The following is a 21,815-nucleotide window of genomic DNA, read 5'->3' as shown; positions in this document are numbered from 1 at the left end:
GTCACCCAGCAAAGTCATCCAGGAAAATTCTCCGGCAGCGCCGCCTGATCGATCAGCCAGACGGTTTCGCCCAGCGATCGTGCGCGGTTTGCCGGCAGGTTCTCGCCTGCGAACAGGCGCGTCAAGATCGCACGCTTGTTTTCACCGGCCACCTCGAACAGCATCTCGCGGCAGGAGGCGAGGGCAGGCAGCGTCAAGGAGACGCGCGGCACGAACGGCTCGACATTGGCCTTGGGCACTCCGACCACCCAGCGTCGGGTTTCTTCGACCGCGGGATAGCCGGGAAACAGCGAGGCGGTGTGACCGTCAGGCCCGATGCCCATCAGCACCAGGTCGAACAGCGGCCGCTGCGGGTCGAGCTGCTCGGCGCCGTAGAACGCCATCAGCTCGTTCTCGTACAGCGCCGCGCTGACGTCGGGATCCCTGAGGTCGGCGGTGTCGGTTGCGATCGGGTGGACATTCGCAGCCGGGGCGCAGCGGTCGAGGAAGGCCTGGCGCGCCATGCTCATGTTGTGCAGCTTGTCCTTGCGCGGCACCAGGCGCTCGTCGCCGATGAACCAGTGGATACGGTCCCACGGGATCAGCTCGCGATAGTCCGGCGTCGCCAGCAGCTGGTAGAGCGCCTTCGGACTGGAGCCGCCGGTGAGGCAGACCGCGATCCAGCCGGGATTCCCGGCGATCCGCGCGATCACCCGTTCGGCGGCCGTCTTCGCCAGCGCCGCCGGATCGGCGACCGTGATGATCTTGCGCTCGCCGCTCGTGGTCATGCTCAGCCCAGCTTCCGCCAGCTGCGGCCGTCGCGCGTCAGCAGCGCGTTGGCGGCCTCCGGGCCCTCGCTGCCGGCCTTGTAGGGTTGCAGGCCGCGCCCGCCGGCCGTTCTCCAGGCGTCGATGAAGGGCTGCACCGCCTGCCATCCGGCCTCGACACTGTCGGCGCGCTGGAACAGCAAATTGTCGCCGATCATGCAGTCATAGATCAGCGTCTCGTAACCGGTCGACGGCTCGGCCTTGAAGTAGTCCTTGTAGCGGAACTTCATCTCGACGCCGTCGATGTTGATGGCCGGGCCAGGCACCTTGGTGTTGAACTGCAGCTCGATGCCTTCGGTCGGCTCGGTCGAGATGACCAGGTAATTCTGCGACAGGCGGTCGACCGCGGTGTCGCGGAACATCGCGAACGGCGCCTGCTTGAACTTGATCGCGATCTCGGTGCGCTTGGCGGTCAGCGCCTTGCCGGTACGCAGATAGAACGGCACGCCGGCCCAGCGCCAATTGTCGATGGTCAGCTTCAGCGCGGCATAGGTTTCGGTCGAGCTGTTCGGCTTGACATCCGGTGTCTTGAGATAGTCCTCGATCTCGGTGTCGCCGACCCGGCCGGTGCGATACTGGCCGCGCACCGAGTTGGACAGCGCTTCCTGCTCGCTCTGGATCTGGATCGCGCTCAGCACCTCAGCCTTTTCCGAGCGCACCGCGTGGGCGTCGAAGCGCGCCGGCGGCTCCATCGCCACCAGCGACAGCAGCTGGAACAGATGGTTCGGCACCATGTCGCGCAACGCGCCGGTTGCGTCATAGAAGCTGCCGCGATGGCCGACGCCGAGCTTCTCGTCCACCGTGATCTGGATGTGGTCGATGTGGTTGCGATTCCAGATCGGCTCGAACATGCCGTTGGCGAAACGCAGCACCAGGATGTTCTGGACGGTTTCCTTGCCGAGGTAATGGTCGATCCGGTAGATCTGGTGCTCGTCCATCAGCTTCAGCAGCGCGGCATTCAACGCCCGGGCCGATGCCAGGTCGGTCCCGAACGGCTTTTCGATGATCAACCGCCGCCAGGCGCCGTTTTCCTCCAGCATGCCGGTGCGACCGAGTTGCTCGCTGATCGGCAGGAAGGCGCTCGGCGGGGTCGCAAGATAGAACAGCCGGTTGCCGCCGGTGCCGCGCGCCTTTTCCAGCTTGTCGAGCCGTTCGTTCATCGCGTCGAACGACGCGGGATCGCGTGGATCGGCCTCGACCGAGGTGACGCATTCAAACAGCCGCTTCGCGATCGCCTCGTCTACCGGGCGGGTGGCGAACTTGCGCAGCCCCTGCATCAGGCTGTCGCTGAGCTGCTCGCTCGACATGCCCTTGCGGACGATGCCGACGACGCAGAATTTGTCCGGCAGCAGGTTGCCGGCGGCGAGATTGTAGAGCGCCGGGACGACCAGGCGATGGGTCAGATCACCGGTGGCGCCGAAGATGATGAAGGAGCAAGGATCGGGTTTCTTCTGCACGTGACCTTCCGTGGTAATCGTCTCGAGCCCCCGTTCCGATTGCATCGAAACGTGGACTCCAGATTTCGTTTTGACGCGCTTTCTTCACGCGAACCGGTGTCCATCCCGCATCAAGTGCGGGACAGGCCCCGCTCGAAAACGCCTTTAAGCCTTCTTCGGCGGCTCCTTGTGGCCGCCAAAACCTGCGCGCATCGCCGAGAGGATCTTCTCCGCGAAGGTATGATCCTTGCGCGAGCGGAAGCGGGTGTAGAGCGCGGCCGTCAGCACCTCGGCCGGCACCGCCTCGTCGACCGCGGCATTGACGGTCCAGCGGCCTTCGCCGGAATCCTCGACAAAGCCGGAGTAGTTGTCGAGCGTGTGGTTCTGCGCCAGCGCCGAGGCGGTGAGGTCGAGCAGCCAGGACGGGATCACGCTGCCGCGCCGCCAGACTTCGGCGATGTCGGCGATGTCGAGATCGAAGCGATGCTCCGCCGGCAATGCCTCGATGTTGGCGTTCTTCAGGATGTCGAAGCCTTCGGCATAGGCCTGCATCAGGCCGTATTCGATGCCGTTGTGGATCATCTTGACGAAATGCCCGGCGCCGACGGGACCGGCGTGGATATAGCCCTGCTCGATGCGCGGGTCGCGGCCCTCGCGTCCCTGGGTGCGCGGGATGTCGCCGATGCCGGGCGCCAGCGTCTTGAAGATCGGGTCGAGCCGGTCGACCACGGGCTTGTCGCCGCCGATCATCATGCAGTAGCCGCGCTCGATGCCCCAGATGCCGCCGCTGGTGCCGACATCGACGTAATGCAGTCCGCGCTCCCTGAGCGCCTTGCCGCGGCGGACGTCGTCCTGCCAGAAGGTGTTGCCGCCGTCGATGATGACGTCGCCGGGCTGCATCAGCTTCGACAGCGCCTCGATGGTGGCTTCGGTAATCTTGCCGGCCGGCAGCATCACCCAGGCGGTGCGCGGCGCTTCCAGCTTGAGGACGAAATCCTCAAGCGAAGAGGCGCCGGTGGCATTGTCCGCGACCAGCGCGGCGACTGCCTTGGGGTCCTTGTCGTAGACCACGGTGGTGTGGCCGTTGCTCATCAGGCGGCGGACGATGTTGCCGCCCATCCGCCCGAGGCCGATCATGCCGAGTTGCATCGCGCGCCTCCGTCAGTTCAGTGCGGCCGAGATCGCGGCGTCGAGTGCCGCAAGCCCGGAGTTGAGGTCGCCCTTGAGATGCACGCGCAGCGCCCGCCGGCCGCGCTCGGTGAGCACGTCGAAATCGCCGCGCGCCTGCGCCGCCTTGATGACGCCGAAGCTCGCCTTCTGGCCGGGCACCGCCAGGTCCTGGCTATCGTCGGTCGTGACCTGCAGGAACACGCCGCTGTCGGGGCCGCCCTTGTAGGCCTGCCCGGTCGAATGCAGGAAGCGCGGGCCGAACTCGGCGCAGGTCGCAAGGTGCTTTGCATCACGCAGCTTCAGCCGCATCGCCTGCATCGCGTCGATGGTGTCGCCGTCGCGCTCGATATAGGCGAGCAGGGCGACATAGTCGCCGCGGCCGGAGCGCGACAGGTGGGCCTTGATCCACGAATTGAGATCGCCGTTGGCGCCCGCCTTGCGCAGCTCCTCGGCGTTCTGCGCGTCGGTGTAGAGCTCGACCCCATCGGCCGACACCACCGGCTGCTCGGCCGGCAGCGCGCCGGTCTTCTCGAACGCCGCGGTCAGCTCGCGCGTCTTGATCTTGGCGGCCTCGACGTCGGGCTGGTTGAACGGGTTGATGCCGAGGATCGAGCCGGCCACCGCAGTTGCGATCTCGAAGCGGAAGAACTCCTGGCCGATATGGTCGATCGATTTCATCACGATCCGGACCACCGGATGGCCGGCGGCCTCGAGCGCCGCTAGTTTTGCCTCATGCGCGGCATCGTGCTCGCGTTCGGTGCGGAGGTCGATGAAGAAGCGGTCGTTGCCGTAGACCGCGGCGTCGCCGATGGTTTCGCCCTCGATCGGGACCAGGCCCTTGCCGTCCTTGCCGGTGGATTCCGCGATCAGCTGCTCGGCCCAGGCGCCGAAATCGGCGACGTCGGGTGAGGCGAACAGCGTCACCTTGTCGCGGCCTTCGAGGCCGGCGATGCCCATCGCCAATCCAAGCTGGACGCCCGGATTTTCCTGCGGCGGCACGTCGGCGCCGCAGGAGCGCACCATGGCGAGGGTGTGGCCGAGCAGGCTGCGGACGTCGATGCCCGCTGCGGCCGCCGGCACCAGGCCGAACGGCGACAGCACGGAATAGCGGCCGCCGATCGCCGGGTCCCCGTAGAAGATCCGGGCAAAGCCCTGCTTGATCGCGACCTTCTGCAGCGAGGAGCCCGGATCGGTCACCGCGATGAAGCGGTGGCCGGCCTTGTCCTTGCCGATCGCCTTGGCGACCCGGTCGAAGAAATAGTCCTTCATCACGTTCGGCTCGGTGGTGCCGCCGGATTTGGAGGACACGATGAACAGCGTCTTGGCGATGTCGACATACTCCTCCATCGCGCGCACCTGCGCCGGATCAGTCGAATCGAGCACGTGCAGCCGCGGGAAGCCGGATTTGTGCGGGAAGGTCTGCGCCAGCACCTCCGGCCCGAGGCTCGATCCGCCCATGCCGAGCACGACGGCGTCGGTGAAGCTCTGGCCTTTCACGCGCTTGGCGAAATCCTCGTAGTCGGTGACATCGGCGGTTGCGGCGCTGGTCAGCCAGCCCAGCCATTTGTCCTCGTCATCGCCGGTCCAGACCGACTTGTCCTTGTGCCAGAGCCTGCGAATCTTGGCCGAGGCGCGCCATTCCTCGGCGCTCTTCTCGACCGCCTTCGCGATGCCGGCGCCGAGCGCCAGCTTCTGGTGGTCGATGCCGCCGCCGAGCGAGGTGGCGCGCTTGTGGGCAACCGCGCCGTACAGCTTGTCAGCCGCGTCGGCGAACAGCTTGACGCCGTCCTTGACCAGCTCCTCGGTGATCGCATCGAGCGAGATGCCGGACCGCTCCAGCTCCTCCAGCACGCGGCGGGCCGCCTCGACATTCTCCTCCAGGCTGTCGCGGACCTTGCCGTGATCGCGGAAGGCGTCGAGCGTGGCCGGCGGCACGGTGTTGACGGTGTCGGGGCCGATCAGCTCCTCGACATAGAGCACGTCGCTGTAGTCCTTGTTCTTGGTGCCGGTGGACGCCCACAGCAGCCGCTGCGGCTTGGCGCCCTTCTTCGCGAGCTTATCCCAGCGCGCGCCCGAGAACAGGCGCTTGTAGTCCTGGTAGGCGAGCTTTGCGTTCGCGATCGCGACCTTGCCCTTCAGCGCGGCAAGCCGCTCCTTTTCTAAGGGATCGTTGGCGCGCGCGATCTTCTCGTCGAGCTGCTTGTCGACGGCAGAGTCGATGCGGCTGACGAAGAAGCTGGCGACGCTCGCGACATGGGAGGGGTCGCCGCCCTTGGCGACGTACTTCTCCAGGCCCTTGAGATAGGCCTCGGCAACCTGGCGGTAGACCTCCTGGGAGAACAGCAGCGTGATGTTGATGCTGATGCCTTCGCCGATCAGATACTCGATCGCCGGCAGGCCTTCCGGCGTCGCCGGCACCTTGACCATCAGGTTCTTGCGATGGACGTCCTTCCAGAGCCGCTCGGCCTCCACGATCGTGCCCTTGGTGTCCATCGCCAGATAGGGCGACACTTCGAGGCTGACGAAGCCGTCGCCGCCGTGGCTGTGGTCGTAGACCGGGCGCAGCACATCGGCGGCATGCTGGATATCCACGACAGCAAGGTGCTCGAACAGGTCGGCGACCGAGCGGTCGCCCTTCTTGAGCGCCTGGCCGATCGCCCCGTCATACTCGTCCGAAGAGCCGATCGCCTTCTCGAAGATCGAGGGGTTGGAGGTCACCCCCTTGACGCCGTCGGTCTCGATCAGCCGCTTCAGATCCCCCTTGGCGACGAAGCCGCGGGCGAGGAAGTCCAGCCAGACGGCCTGGCGGTGATTTTCGAGTTCTTTGACGGGGTTCATGGGTGCCTGTTCTCGTTCGATCGAGGGTCGGTTTTTGGGTTCCCGGGCAGCTTTCGGGGACAGCGGAGGATTGTCAACATCAGGTGGGGCCCGGGCGGAATATCAGCATTCCCAAGGGATAACGCCATTCACAACAGTTCGATCCCCTCGGACGCGGTCCCGAGCAGACCCTGATCTCGGCACATTTTTATGACGCGTTGCGGCGCACGCCTCAGGTCAGGGCCGCAGGTAGAGGTAACCCTGGGATTGCAGCTCGGCGAGCCGAACGACGCCGCCGCGCTCGGCGGCGACGAAGCCGGGCAGCAGGTCCTTCAGGCCGATGTTCTGCGATTTCATGGTGTTGCCGCAGGCGGCAAGCTCGATCCCGTCCCTGGTGAACTGCCCGACATGCTTTGACAGGTCGGGATTGGCCGCTGCCGAATGAAACGCCTTCAGCGCCTGGCCGTGCACCACCAGCGCGATCGTGACATTGCCGGGGCCGCCGACGCCGTCGAGATGGTTCTGGATGTTGCCGATCACGAAACCGACCTTGTCGAGGTCGTCGAGGTGATAGGCCACCTTCAGCTTCTGCTGCGGCGCTTCGGCCGTGGCGTTGGCGCGTGACGCGGCGAAAGCGGCGCCGATTGCCGAGAGCGTGCCCCACAGGATGCTGCGTCGGTGCATGGCGTCCCTCGCGCAATTGTTGTTGACGAGCAATCCTATCACTTGTGGCGGAGCGCAGCGAGTTCCTTGCGGTCAGTCACAAGTTCGGCGCATTCGCGCAAGTCCGCGCGATCGATCCGAAAGATCCTGTCGTCGGCGCCGGCGAGCAGCTCTTCGCTCGCGTCATCGTCGGGCTTGTTGCGATTCCACATCCTGATGCTGGCGAGGCGCGCGATCGCGGATTTATCGTCCTTCGACAGCGCCACGCTGATGCCGCCGCCTTCACAATCGACGCTGCATTCGAAGCGGATTTCGTGTCCGGATTCGGTCGCGAGCGCGTGGTGGCAATAGCCGCTGGAGTCGAAATTGCCCGAGCGGTGGCGGTAGGCGACGCCGAGGCGGAACGAGTAGTTGGTGGTCTTGTCCTCCGGTGCGTCTTCCGCCGAGACCAGCAGCTTCATGGCGCTGACCTTCTGCTTCGGATGCTGCGCCAGATGATTTGCATCGTAGCGACGCACAAAGCAGGCATAGGCTTTCGCCCCTAGCGGGCCTGCAAACATTCTGTTGTCGAAGGCGGCTGCGGTGGCCTTGTCGACCTCTTCCTGCGCCTGGACGGCCGACGTGGCGCCGGCACCGGCTGCGACGGCAAGTGCGACAACGAGGAGCGTCTGCTTCATGGCCGCCTCGGGAATAGCCCGCGCCTCCAAGGTGTCATCTTTACAGCGCGGCAATGGTGCCGCGCGGAACTGCGCGGGCTCGTTGCCTTAGTCGCGGCGACAAGGAGGCACGTTCAACGGCACATAAACCTTTGTTTATGCGGCCCCGTGAAGTGCCCATCTTGACGCCAAGGCTGGACAATCACACCTCTTCAGGGAAGCCCAACGTTCATCTTCGGACGGGGAAGTTGCCCCGCTCGGATGTCCGCTTCGGAGGCGCTGTTGGAGGCTCTAGCCCCGGTAAACCACGGATGTGGCGAAGGGGCTACAACCGCCAAAAACAGGCCACCAACAGGGGATATTGATGAACCATTAAGCTTCCTGCCTGTTGATAAGGCAGAGGCTGCATGCGCCGTGCATTGCCGAAGTGAGTCGGTCGAGTGTCCAATGGACCCAGCGTGCCGACGCTGATTCGATCCTAGGACGCTCTGGTTACGACTCGTGTCAGTCGTGCGGCGATACATATCGTGGAGATAGGGATCATGTACAACGATTCTTTGTTCAACGCCTTCGCAAGGTCGTTTGAAGCGCGAAGCCAGACCGACATGTCGATGGCCGAGTATCTGGAGTCGTGTCGAAGTGATCCGATGCGATACGCCAATGCGGCCGAGCGGTTATTAGCGGCAATCGGTGAGCCCCAGATGATCGACACGGCCAAGGACCCACGCCTTGGCCGTATCTTTTTGAACCGTACGATCCGGTCGTATCCGGCCTTCGCCGGCTTCTACGGCATGGAGGACACGATCGAGCGCCTCGTCGGCTTCTTCCGCCACGCCGCGCAGGGCCTCGAAGAGCGCAAGCAGATCCTCTATCTGCTCGGACCGGTCGGCGGCGGCAAGTCCTCGCTCGCCGAGCGCATCAAGGCGCTGATGGAAATCCATCCGATCTACGTGCTGAAGGCGGGTGACGAATTGTCGCCGGTGTTCGAGAGCCCGCTCGGGCTGTTCGACCCCGAGCAGCTCGGTCCGATGATCGAGGAGAAGTACGGCATTCCGCGCCGCCGGCTGAGCGGGCTGATGTCACCCTGGGCCTACAAGCGGCTCGAGGCCTTCGGCGGCGACATCTCGCAGTTCCGCGTCGCGCGCATCCAGCCCTCGCGGCTGCGCCAGATCGCGGTCGCCAAGACCGAGCCCGGCGACGAGAACAACCAGGACATCTCCTCGCTGGTCGGCAAGGTCGACATCCGCAAGCTCGAGACCTACGCCCAGAACGATCCGGACGCCTACAGCTATTCCGGCGGCCTTAACCGCGCCAACCAGGGCGTGCTCGAGTTCGTCGAAATGTTCAAGGCGCCGATCAAGATGCTGCACCCGCTGCTGACCGCGACGCAGGAGGGCAACTACATCGGCACCGAAAACATCGGTGCGATCCCGTTCACCGGCATCATCCTCGCGCACTCCAACGAAGCCGAGTGGCAGAGCTTCAAGACCAACAAGAACAACGAGGCCTTCATCGACCGCATCTGCGTCATCAAGGTCCCGTACTGCCTGCGGGTCACCGAGGAGCAGAAGATCTACGAGAAGCTGATCCAGGGCTCCGAGCTCGCCGCAGCGCCCTGCGCGCCGGCGACGCTGGAAACGCTGGCCCGCTTCTCGGTGATGTCGCGGCTGCGCAAGCACGAGAACTCGACGCTGTTCGGCAAGATGCGGGTGTATGACGGCGAGAGCCTGAAGGAGTCCGATCCGAAGGCGCGCAGCGTGCAGGAGTACAAGGACGCCGCCGGCGTCGACGAGGGCATGGACGGCGTCTCCACCCGCTTCGCCTTCAAGGTGCTGGCCTCGACCTTCAACCACGACACCACGGAGGTCGGCGCCGACGCGGTGCACCTGATGTATGTGCTGGAGATGGCGATCCGCCGCGAGCAGCTGCCTGACGAGACCGAGAAGCGCTATCTCGAATTCATCAAGGCCGACCTTGCGCCGCGCTATGCCGAGTTCATCGGCAACGAGATCCAGAAGGCCTATCTGGAATCCTATGCCGACTACGGCCAGAACCTGTTCGACCGCTACGTCGACTACGCCGACGCCTGGATCGAGGATCAGGACTTCAAGGATCCCGACACCGGCCAGCTGATGAACCGCGAGCTTCTGAATCAGGAGCTGACCAAGATCGAGAAGCCGGCCGGCATCGCCAACCCGAAGGACTTCCGCAACGAGGTCGTCAAGTTCTCGCTGCGTTCGCGGGCGCACAATGGCGGCAAGAACCCGAGCTGGACCTCCTACGAAAAGGTTCGCGACGTGATCGAGAAGCGGATATTCTCGCAGGTCGAGGATCTGCTTCCGGTGATCTCGTTCGGCTCCAAGAAGGACGGCGAGACCGAGAAGAAGCACGGCGAGTTCGTCGAGCGGATGGTGGAGCGCGGTTATACCGAGCGCCAGGTCCGCCGGCTCGTCGAGTGGTACATGCGGGTGAAGCAGGCCGGCTAGAGCATGATCCGAAGAGATCATGCTCGAGCAAGAATCCAGTGTACGATCCGGAAAGCCGGCAGCGGCTTTCCGTCTCGTCCGGTTCCGTCCAATAAGAATGCGATGCGACTGTGATGATCGCATCCGGCGCGAGGCAGATGCAAAGTGGTCATGCACATCGTCGATCGGCGGTTGAATCCGGGTAGCAAGAGCCTGGAGAACCGTCAGCGGTTCCTGCGGCGCGCCAAGGCGCTGGTGCAGGGAGCCGTCAAGAAGTCGTCACAGGACCGGGACATCAAGGATGTCCTGGAGGGCGGCGAGGTGACCATCCCGCTGGACGGCATGGACGAGCCGCGGTTCCGGCGCGAGGGCGGCACGCGTGACATGGTGCTGCCCGGCAACAAGAAGTTCGTCGAGGGCGACTGGCTGCAGCGCCCGAACCAGAGCGGCGCCAAGGGCTCCGGCGCCGGCGAGGGCGACAGCGAAGACGCCTTCCGCTTCGTGCTGAGCCGCGAGGAGTTCGTCGACCTCTTCCTCGACGATCTCGAGCTGCCCGATCTCGCCAAGCGCAAGCTCGCGGAAACCGAGAGCGAGGGCATCCAGCGCGCCGGCTATGCGACCTCGGGCTCGCCCGCCAACATCTCGATCAGTCGCACGGTGAGCCGGGCGCTGGCGCGCCGCGTGGCGCTGCGCCGGCCGCGCAAGGACGAGATCGAGGCGCTCGAGGCCGAGCTTGCCGCGTGCGAAGACGATACGCGCCGCCGCGAGCTGCTTGCGCTGCTCGAAGCGCTGAAGGCCAAGGCCAAGCGGATCCCGTTCATCGATCCGATCGACATTCGCTACCGGCGCTTCGAGACGGTGCCGAAGCCGGTGGCGCAGGCCGTGATGTTCTGCCTGATGGACGTCTCGGGCTCGATGTCCGAGCACATGAAGGATCTCGCGAAGCGGTTCTACATGCTGCTCTACGTCTTCCTGAAGCGGCGCTACAAGCACGTCGAGATCGTGTTCGTCCGGCACACCGACCGCGCCGAGGAGGTGGACGAGGATACGTTCTTCCATGGACCGGCGTCCGGCGGCACGCTGGTGTCGAGCGCGCTGGTTGCGATGAACGACATCGTGCGCACCCGCTTCCGCCCCGCCGACTGGAACATCTACGCGGCCCAGGCTTCGGACGGCGACAACATGACCTCCGACAGCGGGCTGACCGGGCATCTCTTGACCGACAAGATCCTGCCGGTGTGCCAGTTCTTCGCCTATCTCGAGGTCGGCGAGGCCGCCAACTACACCTTCGACATGCCGGACTCCTCGCTCTGGACGCTCTATGAGCGTCTTCGCAACGACGGCGCGCCGTTGTCGATGCGCAAGGTGAGCGAACGCGGCGAGATCTTCCCGGTGTTCCAGGACCTGTTCAAGCGCCGTACCACCAGCCAGGAAAGGGTATAGTTGATGGGATCTTCCGGCGAACGGCTGTTCGAGGGCGCCGACTGGGATTTCCAGACGCTGCAGCGGATTCACGACGCCTGCGAGGAGGTCGCGCGCAAGGAGCTCGGGCTCGACGTCTATCCCAACCAGATCGAGGTGATCACCGCCGAGCAGATGCTCGACGCCTATTCCTCGGTCGGCATGCCGCTGTTCTACAAGCACTGGTCGTTCGGCAAGCAGTTCGCATTCCAGGAAGCGTCCTATCGCAAGGGCCTGATGGGCCTCGCCTATGAGATCGTGATCAATTCCTCGCCGTGCATCTCCTATCTGATGGAGGAGAACACCGCGACGATGCAGACGCTGGTGATCGCGCATGCGGCGTTCGGGCACAATCACTTCTTCAAGAACAACTATCTGTTCAAGCAGTGGACCGACGCCGACGGCATCCTCGACTATCTCGAATTCGCCAAGGGCTACATCGCCGCCTGCGAGGACCGCCACGGCCGCGAGACGGTGGAGCGGACGCTGGATGCCGCGCATGCGCTGATGTCGCATGGCGTCGACCGCTATCCCGGCAAGAAGACGCTCGACCTGCGCGCCGAGGAGAAGCGTGCCGGCGAGCGCCGCCAGCACGAAGAGGCCGTGTTCAACGATCTGTGGCGGACGGTGCCGAACACCAAGGCCAAGAGCAAGGCTGCGCTGACTGCCGAGCGCCGCCGCGCGCTGCTCGGTCTGCCGCAGGAGAACATCCTCTATTTCCTGGAGAAGACCGCGCCGCGGCTTGCGCCCTGGCAGCGCGAGCTCATTCGCATCGTGCGTCATATCGCGCAGTATTTCTACCCGCAGGGCCAGACCAAGGTGATGAACGAGGGCACCGCGACCTACGTCCATTACCGCATCATGAGCCGGCTGCATCAGCAGGGCCGGATCACCGACGGAAATTTCCTCGAATTCCTGCAGTCGCACACCAACGTAGTGTTCCAGCCCGAGTTCGACGACCGCCGCTATTCCGGCTTCAACCCTTACGCGCTCGGTTTCGCCATGATGCAGGACATCGAGCGGATCGTGAAGAATCCGGAGGACGAGGATCGCGACTGGTTCCCCGACATTGCCGGCAAGGGCGACGTCGAAGGCGTGCTGCGCGAGATCTGGAGCAACTACCGCGACGAGAGTTTCATCAACCAGTTCCTCAGCCCGGCGCTGATCCGGCGCTTCCGCATGTTCCATCTGCACGACGACCCCGCCGAAAGCCAGGGGATCAAGGTCGATGCGATTCATGACGAGCGTGGCTACCGCCGGGTGCGGCGCGAACTGGCGCGGCAATACGACGTCGGCTTCGTCGACGCCAATATCGAGGTCGTCGATGTCGACCTCGACGGCGATCGTCGCCTGATGCTGCGTCACACCACCGTGAAGGGCGCGCAGCTCAACGAGACCGACACGCGCCGCGTGCTGCAGCATCTCGCTGATCTGTGGTCCTACGACGTCGCGCTGACCGAAGTCGACGGTGCCGACAAGGTGCTGAAGGAATACGTCGTCAGCCCGCGCGCAGCGGCGGTCGCGGCTTGAGCATGGCGCTCATGCAGCGACAAGCGAGCTGACCGCGGCGTGGAATGCACGTCTCGCTCGGTGGACCTTCATTTCTATCGAAGGCCCACATCATGAACATCCCGGCAACATTTTCGGATTTGAAGCGCATCACGTTCCGCGCGCGAGCGTGATTGCCGGCTTGCGGAAATTTCGCTGCCGTCTTGGTGATTGCCTGCGCGGGCGCGATTGATAAGGTGCGCCGCGTCAAGAAAACCAAGAAAAGGATACGCTCTTGTCAACTCGCTCCCGCCTGGCGGGTCTTCTCGCCGTCACCGCGCTCATGGCTGCGTCGATCTCGTCATCCATTGCGGCCGATTCCGCGATCAAGATTGGAAATACCGCGCCCTATAGCGGCCCTGCGTCGGCCTACGGCACCATCGCGCGCGCCGAGGCCGCCTACTTCCAGATGCTCAACGATCAGGGCGGCATCAACGGCCGCAAGATCGAGTTCGAGAGCCTCGACGACGGCTATTCGCCGTCGAAGACGGTCGAGCAGACCCGCAAGCTGGTCGAGCAGGACGAGGTGCTCGCGATCTTCAGCGCGGTCGGCACCGCGCCGAACATCTCGGTGCAGAAGTATCTCAACATCAAGAAGGTCCCCCAGCTGTTCGTGTCGTCGGGCGCGACGCGCTGGAACGATCCGAAGCAGTTCCCGTGGACGGTCGGCTTCAATCCGACCTACGAGCTCGAAGGCCGGCTCTATGCAAAGTACATCCTGAAGACCAAGCCGGACGCCAAGATCGCCGTCATCACGCCGAACGAAGACGCCGGTAAAGACTATCTCAGGGGCTTCAAGGACGGGCTCGGCGAGCACGTCGGCCAGATCGTCGCCGAGACCACATACCTCACCACCGATCCGACCATCGATTCCCAGATGGTGACGATGCGCGAGTCCGGCGCGGATGTGTTCTTCGCCGAGGCGACGCCGAAATTCGCCGCGCAAGCGCTGCGCAAGGCGGCGAGCATGGGCTGGAAGCCGCTGACCATCCTGCCGACAGTCTCCAACTCGGTCTCCGCGGTGCTCGAGCCGGCCGGGCTCGAGAACGTCATCGGTGTCGTGACCGGGCTCTACCTGAAGGACCCGACCGATCCGCGCTGGGCCGACGACGCCGGGCAGCAGGAGTTCTCGGCCTGGATGAAGAAGTATCAGCCCAATGCGAGCCCGGGCGATCTGTTCAATGTGCAGGGCTACACGGTCGCGCAGGTCATGACGGCGGTGCTGAAGAACTGCAACGGCGACTACAGCCGCGACAACATCATCAAACAGGCGACCAATCTGAAGCCGCTCGAATTGCCGATGCTGCTGCCGGGCATCAAGGTGCAGACCGAGTCCGACAACGTGACGCCGATCCGCCAGATCCAGATGGCGCGGTTCGACGGCAAGTCCTGGGCGCTGTTCGGCGATGTGCTGAGCGACAAGTAGCCGTCAATAGCTCCGCCGTCGTCCCTGCGAAAGCAGGGACCCATACGCCGCGGCTGTTGTTATGAATGGGACTCGTCGTTCCAGCGTAGCTCGACGATCTGCATCGGTGGTTATGGGTCCCTGCGTTCGCACTAGGGCATGCACAGATCTCTGAGGGACCATCCAGCGGCTGCGGCGTGGAAGTATTGCAGGCCGTGTTTCATAGTGATGGGGCCCGGCGGTTTGGACGATGGATAGCCGTCCCAGCCGCCGAGCCGGCCGATAATCCAGGCGGCCCAAGCGAGGCTGTCAGGCGGGTGCGGGTTTCTCAGCCGCTTGCTTTGGGCTTCGAGGTTGCGATTGAGGGCGGCAAGTGTAGCGACTTCCCCAGCATTGAAGGCAATTCGGACAGACTGGTTGTCGCGACCATCGCGCGCCTGCACAAGCTGAAGGGAGATGACTGCCGCCTTGGCCGCGATCGCGACCAGCTTGAGAAGCCGCTCGGCGGTCCCGATCTGACTGTCTTCGAGCTTGAGGCCTTGTGTCTTCAAGATGCGGAAGAACTGCTCGATCAGCCACCGCCGCTTGTACCATTCGATAATGCGCCAGGCCTCTTCTGCATTCGTCACCGGATGCGTGGTGAGCAGCCGCCAGTGCAGCGGCTCGATCCCGGCCTGCGGCTCGATCTCGCGCACATCGACCAGGATCAAGGGTAGGCTTTTCGGCAGATGGCGCAGGAACTTGGTTTGCGGTCGGGCCAGTTCGACGGCGCCGAAGCGCAGATCGAGAAGCGCAGCCCGCTCAGGCCGTTGTGCTCGCGCAGGCAATACGATGGTCCGTTGTTCGATGCTGGTCATGGCCTCGCTGGCCGCATACAGGCCACAGCCATCCGCCAGCTTGCGATCATGCATGCTCCGGGCAATGACGTGGAACTGGTGTTCTGCGGCGCAGGCGTAGAGCGCGAAGATGTCGCTCTCGCGGTCGCCCAGCATGGTCACCATCGCAGCCTTCGCCAACAGCGGCTTGGCTGCCAGAGCGGTCGCGATCCAGCGTTGCGATTCTTTGTCCTTCAGATCGCGATTGTCGTGCGAGACGGTGCGGCGGCCCTGGCGGGTCCAGATCTCGCCGTGCAACAGGCCAAGGCAGCAGCCGCTTTCCGCGTCTGCGGCCAGCATCGGGTGCAGCAACACCCCGCGGGTGTTGCCATGACCGATCTCGCCCAAGCCACGCCGGTTTTGTGCCTTGGTGGCAAAATTGATCTCGCTGGTATCCTGGATCGCCAGCACATGGCGGCCTTCGGCCGCCATTACCGTACCATCGCTCCAGCTTTCGATTATCCGCGTCGTCGTCACCTTGGCATTGCCGAGAAAGCGGTTGAAGCGCACCTCCCGGGCACGCATGCCTCCTGCCAGCCGTCGCAGGCAGACATCCTTGCCCGCGACCATGCATTCGACGAGCGCCGCCCCCCTTTATCGAGGCGGAGATCCCCGAACCGACCTAATGACCAGTCAATTTGCGCCAGCATGTCGACACCTCCGCCAAAGCCGAAGTGCCGCAATATGAATCACACGAAATACCGATTCGGGAATCCCCACCCAACTAGATGTGTGCATGCCCTAGTGCGTTCGCAGGGACGACACGGAGTTTGTTGTACATCCTTGCCGCCTCATTATGACGGCGAGAATGAGCGCTTACCGTAGGCTGGCGTTGATCTTGTCCAGCACGGCCGAGCCGGGGCACAGCGCCTGCTCATCCATTGCGTTGAGCGGCGTCTCGACGGTGTCGAGATGGGTGTGCAGATCCTCGGCGTCCGGATCGACGTAGAGCAGGCCGGTGACGATCTGGCCCTTGGCCGCATGCTTCTGCAGGAAGGTCATCGCGCCGAGCCGATCATGCGGATCGTAGTCGGCGTCGAGTTTGCGCAGCGCGAGGCGCGAACCGTCATGCTGCTCGACCACCTGCACGGTGCCGGGCGCGTAATCGACGCTGATCGGCTCGCGGCCGACCAGCACGTCGAGCCGGTTCACCGCATCATTGTGCTCGCGGACATAGTCGAAGCTCTTGGTCGAGCCGGCGTGATTGTTGAAGGCGATGCAGGGGCTGATCACGTCGATGAAGGACGCGCCCTTGTGGCGGATCGCGGCCGCGATCAGCGGCACCAATTGCGTCTTGTCGCCCGAGAAGCTGCGCGCCACGAAGGTGGCCCCGAGCTGCAATGCGATCGCAACCAGGTCGATCGCATTGTCGGTGTTGGTGACGCCCTTCTTGGACTTCGAGCCGCGGTCGGCGGTCGCCGAGAACTGGCCCTTGGTCAGGCCATACACTCCGTTGTTCTCGACGATATAGGTCATGTTGACCGCGCGCCGGATCGAATGCGCGAACTGGCCGAAGCCGATCGATGCGCTGTCGCCGTCGCCGGAGACGCCGAGATAGATCAGGTCGCGGTTGGCGAGGTTGGCGCCGGTTAGCACCGACGGCATGCGGCCGTGCACCGAGTTGAAGCCGTGCGAATTGCCGAGGAAATAGTCCGGGGTCTTCGACGAGCAGCCGATGCCGGAAATCTTCGCCACCCGGTGCGGCTCGATCGAGAGCTCGTAGCAGGCCTCGATGATCGAGGCGGTGATCGAATCGTGGCCGCAGCCGGCGCACAGCGTCGAGATCTTGCCCTCGTAGTCGCGATGGGTATAGCCCAGCTCGTTCTTCTTCAGGCCGGGGTGATGAAACTTCGGCTTTGCAATGTAGGTCATGTCACGGCCTTGCGGAGAGGGGTCACCTTGAGGTGGTCCTGGTGGTCGCCGATCGCGTTGGCGATGAAGCGTGCGGTGATCGGCGTGCCGTCATAGTGCAGGATCGGCACCAGCCTGACGGGGTCGATGCCGTTCTCGTTGACGATCAGCTGACGCAGCTGCGCGTCGCGGTTCTGCTCGACCACATAGACGAAGTCGTGGTCGGCGATGAAGCTCGCGACGCTGGAGTGGAACGGGAAGGCGCGGATGCGCATGCGGTCGAGCTGATGGCCGCGCGCCTCCAGTATCCCGATCGCCTCGTCCATCGCCGGCGAGGTCGAGCCGAAATACAGCACGCCGTATTTGGTCGGCTTGGCCGCGTTGGCCTGCAGCGGCCGCGGCACCATGTCCTGCGCGGTCTCGAACTTGCGCACCAGGCGCTGCATGTTGTCGGCGTAGACGGCGCCTTCCTCGGAATAGCGCGCATAGCGGTCGCGCGAGGTGCCGCGGGTGAAATAGGAGCCCTTGGTCGGATGGGTGCCGGGATAGGTGCGATAGGGGATGCCGTCGCCGTCGACGTCGAGATAGCGGCCGAAGTCGCGGCCTTCCTCGAGCATCTCCGCGGTCATCACCTTGCCGCGGTCATATTGCTTCGCATCGTCCCACTTCAGCGGGCGGCACAGCCGGTGATTCATGCCGATGTCGAGATCGAGCATCAGGAAGATCGTGGTCTGCAGCCGCTCGGCGAGGTCGAATGCGGCGGCGGCGAATTCGAACGCCTCGGCCGGATCTTCCGGGAACAGCAGCACGTGCTTGGTGTCGCCGTGCGAGGCATAGGCGCAGGCGATCACGTCGCATTGCTGGGTGCGGGTCGGCATGCCGGTCGAGGGGCCGGCGCGCTGGATGTTCATGATCACGGCCGGGATCTCGGCGAAATAGGACAGGCCGATGAATTCGGTCATCAGCGAGATGCCCGGACCCGAGGTCGCGGTGAAGGCCCGCGCCCCGTTCCAGGAGGCGCCGATCACGATGCCGATCGAGGCGAGCTCGTCCTCGCCCTGCACGATGGCGTATTTCGCCTTGCCGGTCTCGGGATCGTGGCGATACTTCTTGCAGTGGCTGGTGAAGGCTTCCGCCACCGACGATGACGGCGTGATCGGATACCAGGCGCACACGGTGGCGCCGCCATAGACGGCGCCGAGCGCGGCGGCGCTGTTGCCTTCGATGAAGATGCGGTCGCCGACCTTGTCGGATTTCTTCACCCGCAGCCCGAGCGGGCATTTCAGGTTCTGCAGCGCCCAGTCGCGGCCGAGATGCAGCGCATGGACGTTGGAGGAGAGCAGCTTCTCCTTGCCCTTGTACTGCTCGCCGATCAGCTGCTCGACCACCTTGGGATCGAGGTCGAGCAGGGCGCAGAGCGCGCCGAGATAGATGATGTTCTTGAACAGCTGGCGCTGCCGAGGATCGGTGTAGGTCGAGTTGGTGATCGCGGTCAGCGGCACGCCGATGACCGTGATGTCCTCGCGGAATTTCGACGACGGCATCGGCTTGGTCGAATCGTAGAACAGATAGCCGCCGGGCTCGATCGAGGCGACGTCCTTGTCCCAGGTCTGCGGATTCATCGCCACCATCATGTCGACGCCGCCGCGGGCACCGAGATGGCCGTCCTCGGTGACGCGCACCTCATACCAGGTCGGCAGGCCTTGGATGTTGGACGGGAAGATGTTGCGTGGCGAGACCGGCACGCCGTGACGCAGGATCGAACGCGCGAACAGTTCGTTCGCGGAAGCCGAGCCCGAACCGTTGACGTTGGCGAAGCGGACGACGAAGTCGTTTACGCTGCTGATCGGGCTTTGGACTGACATGTTGATCCCGCTTGAGCCATATCGATGAGGTACTTCTGCATGTCCCAGGCGCCGGTCGGGCAGCGCTCGGCACACAGTCCGCAATGCAGGCAGACGTCTTCGTCCTTCACCATCACGCGGCCGGTCTTCAGGTCACCGGAAACGTACAGCGCCTGGTCGTGATGCGGCGAAGGGGCCTTCAGCCGTTGCCGCAAATCATCCTCTTCGCCGTTCTCGGTGAAGCTGATGCAGTCCATCGGGCAGATGTCGACGCAGGCGTCGCATTCGATGCAGAGCGGCGCGGAGAATACCGTCTGCACGTCGCAATTCAGGCAGCGCTGCGCCTCGCCGAGCGCGAGCTTGAGGTCGTAACCGAGCTCGACTTCGGCGCGGATGTCCTTCAGCGCCACCACCTTGTCGCGATGCGGCACCTTGAAGCGCTTGTCGGCGGAGATGTCGTTGTCGTAGCTCCACTCGTGGATGCCCATCTTCTGCGAGGAGACGTGCACCTCGGGCAGCGGACGCTCGTTGATGTCCTCGCCGGACAGCATCTTGTGGATCGACAGCGCGGCGTCATGGCCGTGCGCCACCGCCCAGATGATGTTCTTCGGCCCGAACGCCGCGTCGCCGCCGAAGAACACCTTCGGATTGGTCGAGACGAACGTCTTGGGGTCGACCTTCGGCATGTGCCACTTGTCGAATTCGATGCCGCAATCGGCTTCGATCCAGGGGAACGCGTTCTCTTGGCCGACCGCAACGAGCACATCGTCGCAGGGGATGGTCTCGTCCGGCTCGCCCGAGGGCACCAGATTGCGCCGGCCCTTGTCGTCGTATTCGGCCCGGACCTTCTGGAAGGTGACGCCGATCAGCTTGCCGGCGACATGCTTGAATGCCACCGGCACCATGTAGTTGAGGATCGGGATGTCCTCGTGGATGGCGTCTTCCTTCTCCCACGGCGAGGCCTTCATCTCCTCGAAGCCGGAGCGGACGACCACCTTGACGGCCTCGCCGCCGAGCCGGCGCGCGGTGCGGCAGCAATCCATCGCGGTGTTGCCGCCGCCGAGCACGATGACGCGGCGGCCGATCTTTTCGACATGGCCGAACGAGACGTTGGCGAGCCACTCGATGCCGATATGGATGTTGGCGCCGGCTTCCTTGCGGCCGGGAATGTCGAGCTCGCGGCCGCGCGGCGCGCCGCTTCCGACGAAGATCGCGTCGTAGTTCTCGGAGAGCAGTTGCTTCAGGCTGTCGACGCGCTGGCCGCCCTTGAACTCGACGCCGAGGTTGAGGACGTAGTCGGTCTCCTCGTCGATCACGCTGTCGGGCAGGCGGAATTTCGGAATCTGGCTGCGCATCATGCCGCCGGCCTTGGGATCGCCGTCGAACACGGTGCAGTGATAGCCGAGCGGCGCGAGATCGCGCGCCACGGCAAGCGAAGCAGGGCCGCCGCCGACCAGCGCGATGCGCTTGCCGTTCTTCGGCCCCGGCTTCGGCAGCCGATGCTTGATGTCGTCCTTGAAGTCGGCGGCGACGCGCTTCAGGCGGCAGATCGCGACCGGATTGTCCTCGACCCGGCCGCGGCGGCACGCCGGCTCGCATGGACGGTCACAGGTGCGCCCGAGAATCCCGGGGAACACGTTGGACTTCCAATTGATCATGTAGGCGTCGCTGTAACGCCCCTCAGCAATCAACCGGATGTACTCGGGAACGGGGGTGTGTGCGGGACAGGCCCATTGGCAATCGACTACTTTATGAAAGTAATCCGGCGCCGAGATATCAGTCGGTTTCATTCCTACCTTTGACCCGCGCAAAAATGCCTGACCGCGCGGCCTTATCGTTGACGACGAACGCTCACGTGGCGTTGTTCCGGTTTTTGAATTGGATCATAGGTTTATCTTATTAGAGCCGTTCCAGAGAAGGCAAAGGCTAAATTGTCCGATCATCTGCTTTCGCGCGGCTGATGCGCGTGTAGCGTTAATCTCGATTGCGTTATGTGGCGGTGCAGCATGTGCGCACCGCCAATCTGCGTTGCTAGCCGCGCGGAAGATCGCTCTTCACGATATCCCACAGCAATCGATAGACGCCGCTGGTGACCACCATCGGTTTCAAGGCTGCGTTGCCCGTGATGACGGCCGCGGCCGCAGGGACTGCGCCGACGTCGGTGGCGTCGATCAAGACGAACCAGTCACCGGCGCCGGGATCGGCTTTGCCAGCGTCCGGCGTCAGCGGCTTCGACAGCACGGGATCGTTCTCCAGGAGATGCATCGAGATGATGCCATCACGCGCGGCGGGATCGAGTTGCTCCCGCAATGCAGCGCGGAGCCGGTCCGCTCCTTCGGCCGGCGGGCGGAGGCGGATGATGCCGAGCGCGGCGCCTCGGCCGACGCCGCGGCTGATGGTGATGCGCGCCACCCCGCGGATCATGTTCTGGAAGCGCGCGATGTTGGTCTTCGACCAGTCGGTCTGGTTGGCGAGCGCCTTGCGGTAGGCCGGGCTCTCAAGCACCTCGAAGGTGGTGGTGGAGTAGAGGCTGAGATATTTCGGCTTGCCGTCATGGGCGACGTAGCGGCGGGCCTCCTCGAATCCCTCGATCGCGACACGTTCTTCGAGATGCTCGCGGTCGTACCAGCGGTTGAATTCAGCTTCGTGTAAGCTGTCGATATCCATCGAGGTCAGCAGCATGCCTTGTCCGGCGATTGGCATCGGGTGCTCCTTTTTTGCCTTGTTTTATCTGCACAATATCGCCGACCGGCGCCGGCCGGGGAAGCCGGATCCGGGCGCCGCGGGCGGCTCAGACCAAGGATTGCCACAATTGCCG

At 64.0% G+C, this 21,815-nt stretch carries 15 protein-coding genes; 4 read left to right on the top strand and 11 right to left on the bottom strand.

The window, feature by feature from the left end; genetic code table 11:
* Window positions 1–14: 14 nt before the first annotated feature.
* The 6 genes from pgl to JQ507_25410 form a co-directional block, all read right to left on the bottom strand.
* Window positions 15–767, bottom strand: a complete 753-nt coding sequence (gene pgl, locus JQ507_25435) for a 6-phosphogluconolactonase (GenBank protein QRI68249.1) — start codon at window positions 765–767, stop codon at window positions 15–17.
* Window positions 768–769: 2 nt separating this feature from the next.
* Window positions 770–2,308 (bottom strand): glucose-6-phosphate dehydrogenase, encoded by a 1,539-nt coding sequence (locus JQ507_25430; GenBank protein QRI68248.1) that lies wholly within the window; start codon window positions 2,306–2,308, stop codon window positions 770–772.
* A gap of 99 nt (window positions 2,309–2,407) precedes the next feature.
* On the bottom strand, window positions 2,408–3,391 hold the full coding sequence (gene gnd / locus JQ507_25425) for a decarboxylating 6-phosphogluconate dehydrogenase (GenBank protein QRI68247.1): 984 nt from the start codon (window positions 3,389–3,391) through the stop codon (window positions 2,408–2,410).
* A 12-nt stretch (window positions 3,392–3,403) separates the two neighbouring features.
* Window positions 3,404–6,250: a bifunctional transaldolase/phosoglucose isomerase gene (locus JQ507_25420; GenBank protein ID QRI68246.1), complete on the bottom strand. Its 2,847-nt coding sequence runs from the start codon at window positions 6,248–6,250 to the stop codon at window positions 3,404–3,406.
* A 216-nt stretch (window positions 6,251–6,466) separates the two neighbouring features.
* Window positions 6,467–6,913, bottom strand: coding sequence for a DsrE family protein (locus JQ507_25415; protein ID QRI68245.1), 447 nt, complete (start codon window positions 6,911–6,913; stop codon window positions 6,467–6,469).
* A 38-nt stretch (window positions 6,914–6,951) separates the two neighbouring features.
* Complete coding sequence (locus tag JQ507_25410; GenBank protein QRI68244.1) at window positions 6,952–7,569, bottom strand: hypothetical protein; 618 nt, start codon at window positions 7,567–7,569, stop codon at window positions 6,952–6,954.
* 521 nt (window positions 7,570–8,090) lie between these two features.
* Here JQ507_25410 and JQ507_25405 point away from each other — a divergent pair.
* The 4 genes from JQ507_25405 to JQ507_25390 all read left to right on the top strand — a co-directional run bounded on the left by JQ507_25405 (window position 8,091) and on the right by JQ507_25390 (window position 14,448).
* Window positions 8,091–10,034: a PrkA family serine protein kinase gene (locus JQ507_25405; protein QRI68243.1), complete on the top strand. Its 1,944-nt coding sequence runs from the start codon at window positions 8,091–8,093 to the stop codon at window positions 10,032–10,034.
* A gap of 150 nt (window positions 10,035–10,184) precedes the next feature.
* Window positions 10,185–11,456 (top strand): YeaH/YhbH family protein, encoded by a 1,272-nt coding sequence (locus tag JQ507_25400; GenBank protein QRI68242.1) that lies wholly within the window; start codon window positions 10,185–10,187, stop codon window positions 11,454–11,456.
* A 3-nt stretch (window positions 11,457–11,459) separates the two neighbouring features.
* On the top strand, window positions 11,460–13,004 hold the full coding sequence (locus JQ507_25395; protein ID QRI68241.1) for a SpoVR family protein: 1,545 nt from the start codon (window positions 11,460–11,462) through the stop codon (window positions 13,002–13,004).
* 253 nt (window positions 13,005–13,257) lie between these two features.
* Window positions 13,258–14,448 (top strand): ABC transporter substrate-binding protein, encoded by a 1,191-nt coding sequence (locus JQ507_25390; GenBank protein ID QRI68240.1) that lies wholly within the window; start codon window positions 13,258–13,260, stop codon window positions 14,446–14,448.
* 131 nt (window positions 14,449–14,579) lie between these two features.
* Here the strand turns inward: JQ507_25390 and JQ507_25385 are convergent, their stop codons facing one another.
* The 5 genes from JQ507_25385 to JQ507_25365 form a co-directional block, all read right to left on the bottom strand.
* Window positions 14,580–15,872: an IS4 family transposase gene (locus JQ507_25385; GenBank protein ID QRI68239.1), complete on the bottom strand. Its 1,293-nt coding sequence runs from the start codon at window positions 15,870–15,872 to the stop codon at window positions 14,580–14,582.
* 246 nt (window positions 15,873–16,118) lie between these two features.
* Window positions 16,119–17,174: a 2-oxoacid:ferredoxin oxidoreductase subunit beta gene (locus JQ507_25380; protein ID QRI68238.1), complete on the bottom strand. Its 1,056-nt coding sequence runs from the start codon at window positions 17,172–17,174 to the stop codon at window positions 16,119–16,121.
* Window positions 17,171–19,018 carry a 2-oxoacid:acceptor oxidoreductase subunit alpha gene (locus tag JQ507_25375; GenBank protein ID QRI68237.1) on the bottom strand — a complete coding sequence of 616 codons (1,848 nt, stop codon included), beginning with the start codon at window positions 19,016–19,018 and terminating at the stop codon, window positions 17,171–17,173. Before JQ507_25375 ends, JQ507_25380 begins: the two co-directional genes overlap by 4 nt.
* Window positions 18,988–20,787, bottom strand: a complete 1,800-nt coding sequence (locus tag JQ507_25370; GenBank protein ID QRI68236.1) for an FAD-dependent oxidoreductase — start codon at window positions 20,785–20,787, stop codon at window positions 18,988–18,990. Before JQ507_25370 ends, JQ507_25375 begins: the two co-directional genes overlap by 31 nt.
* A gap of 241 nt (window positions 20,788–21,028) precedes the next feature.
* Window positions 21,029–21,700 (bottom strand): hypothetical protein, encoded by a 672-nt coding sequence (locus JQ507_25365; protein QRI68235.1) that lies wholly within the window; start codon window positions 21,698–21,700, stop codon window positions 21,029–21,031.
* Window positions 21,701–21,815: the final 115 nt, after the last annotated feature.

It is taken from the genome of Bradyrhizobium sp. PSBB068 (assembly GCA_016839165.1).
Classification (GTDB): domain Bacteria; phylum Pseudomonadota; class Alphaproteobacteria; order Rhizobiales; family Xanthobacteraceae; genus Bradyrhizobium.
Note: the sequence above shows the minus strand (reverse complement) of the source record. Positions and strands in the feature narration are given on the sequence as shown.